1 protein-coding gene and 2 pseudogenes are annotated in these 2,205 nt (G+C 59.9%); 1 reads left to right on the top strand and 2 read right to left on the bottom strand.

What is annotated here, in order from left to right:
- Positions 1 to 73: 73 nt before the first annotated feature.
- Positions 74 to 272: pseudogene (locus tag LCE31_RS39075) on the bottom strand (IS5/IS1182 family transposase); the annotation flags it as partial.
- A 234-nt stretch (positions 273 to 506) separates the two neighbouring features.
- Here LCE31_RS39075 and LCE31_RS39070 point away from each other — a divergent pair.
- Complete coding sequence (locus tag LCE31_RS39070; RefSeq protein WP_225022998.1) at positions 507 to 1,478, top strand: TIGR03557 family F420-dependent LLM class oxidoreductase; 972 nt, start codon at positions 507 to 509, stop codon at positions 1,476 to 1,478.
- Positions 1,479 to 1,715: 237 nt separating this feature from the next.
- On the opposite strand, the pseudogene LCE31_RS39065 reads toward LCE31_RS39070, so the two are convergent.
- A pseudogene (locus tag LCE31_RS39065) lies at positions 1,716 to 2,126 on the bottom strand (transposase); the annotation flags it as partial.
- Positions 2,127 to 2,205: the final 79 nt, after the last annotated feature.

The following is a 2,205-nucleotide window of genomic DNA, read 5'->3' as shown; positions in this document are numbered from 1 at the left end:
AGCTCGTTGACATCCCTCACGCCAACAATAACGACCCCCACGACTCTCCGTCACCACCGAAAGTGAGACAGGGCCGCTCGTTCGACAGACTCATTCTCGATCCACTTTTGCCGCGGTCGGTCGGATTCGGTCCCGTCGGCTGCCTCTTTATTCAGGGCCCGGATGCTGACGGCGCCGACGGTATAGCTCAGCTCTCCACGGGCGTCGAGTTCGTCGAGGACGACACGGTACAAGCGGGCCCAGACTCGAGCCTTAAACCAGTGGGCGAAGCGCCATTAAGCGGTGGGCCAAGCCGGACCGACCACGAAGGAAACTGCCGCCAGGAGCAGCTTATGTCGTCACGAACGCGATCGCTGCAGCCTCTCACGGCCACCCGATTTTCTGAGCCAATCGGCTGACATGCATGCGGTTGCCGGCGTGTGCGGCTGAACACAAGATCGTTCATGTGGTCGAGTGGATAGAGGTCACTCAACCGCTGGCGACCGACTATCGACAAGGAGAATGCTGTGGTAGAAGTTGGATACAAGCTCTCCGCTGAGACCTACGGCCCCAAGGAGCTGATTCGGCAGGCGATTCGCGCAGAAGCCGCTGGATTCGACTTCGTGGAAATCAGTGATCATTTTCATCCGTGGCTCAACAGTCAAGCGCACTCACCCTTCGCGTGGTCCGTCCTCGGTGCAGTTGCTGCATCGACTGAGCGTATCCATTTGGCTACAGGAGTGACTTGCCCCACCGTGCGTTACCATCCCGCAATTATTGCCCAGGCGGCAGCGACGGTGGCATTGATCTCTGATGGACGTTTTACGCTCGGTGTTGGATCGGGAGAGCGTCTCAACGAGCATATTGTTGGACCCGGATTTCCCGCGACGGTCTCGGAGCGCCACTCGCGGCTTCGAGAGGCTGTAGAAATTATCCGACTACTGTGGAGTGGCGATTATCATTCATATGAGGGTCGCTACTTTCAAATTGCAGATGCTCGAATTTTCGACCTTCCCTCTGATAGTCCGCATATCGCTATCGCCGCAGGGGGGGCGCAGGCGGCAAAACTTGCGGGCGAACTCGGCGATGCTTTGTTCGCAACAGAGCCGAAGGCTGCTGTCGTCCACGCCTACCGGAACGAAGGTGGGACAGGTCCAAAATATGCTGAAGTGCCGGTCTCGTGGGCGGCTGACGAGGGCGACGCTGTGCGAGCTGCGCATGAAAAATGGCGCCTCGCTCTGATGGGCTGGAAAGTCATGAGTGAACTACCGAATCCCGTGAACTTCGAGGCGGCGAGCACAACTGTCCGGGAAGAAGACATCCGTAGGAATTTTGCTTGCGGAACGGACCTGGAACATTTCGTATCGGCGGCGAAAACATTCGCGCACGCTGGATTTGATCATATTGTGCTGCAAAATTTCGGAGCAGATCCTGACGGTTTTCTAGACTTCTGTAGCGGTGGACTCGTCGATAGGGTGCGAGCTTTGCCGGGCCAGTGAACCTCTTTCATCCTGTGCTGACGGGTGAAATGGGCTGTTCAGCGGCTGTGGTGACGAGGCAGGGCCCCTCGTCGTTGGCGTGGTGATTCCACTCAGCACACCGGCGACCGAAGGGGCCCTGTTGTTTCCGTATCCTGCCACGCTTGATGTCCTGAGATTCGTGGAGTCCCTGAAGCCTGGGTTACGCTTCCAGGCGTAAGGTAGGGCCCCGGGGAGAATCCCGTTCGCCCGTTTTGGTCATGGGATGCCGTGCAGGCTCAGGGCTGTGTCGGGGCGGGTGTGAGCACGTCGGTCGCTGGCGCTGTTGGTCCAGCCGGCCCGATCGAGAGCCGTGCGGGTCAGATCGCGCAAGGCGCTCATGACGGCCGGAGTGTGGTGACGTCGGACCTGGCTGACGTCCTCGGCGAAGATGACGTCCTTGGTCCAGTGGACAGTGTTCTCGATGATCCAGTGGCCGCGGGCCCAGGAAGCGATCTCGGCGGGGAACGCCTGGTGGGCGGGCAGGTCGGTGACGGCGTAGACCGTCTCGCTCTGCCACTTCTTCGCACCGAGGGACCGGCGTTTACGGTGGATGCGAACGACCTGGCGGGCGTGCGGGAAGAGCAGGCCGTCCACGCAGACCACCTTCACTTCGCGTACCTCCTCACGCAGGGCCTGTTGCAAGATTGAAGATCGTCCGGTTCGCCGGAGTCGCCTGGAAGCAGGGCAAGTATCCCGGTTCGGGCAC

The sequence above is a fragment of the Streptomyces sp. 8L genome (assembly GCF_020176795.1).
Lineage (GTDB): Bacteria > Actinomycetota > Actinomycetes > Streptomycetales > Streptomycetaceae > Streptomyces.
The sequence above is the reverse complement of the archived record's forward strand: the minus strand, read 5'-3'. Positions and strand labels throughout refer to the sequence as shown.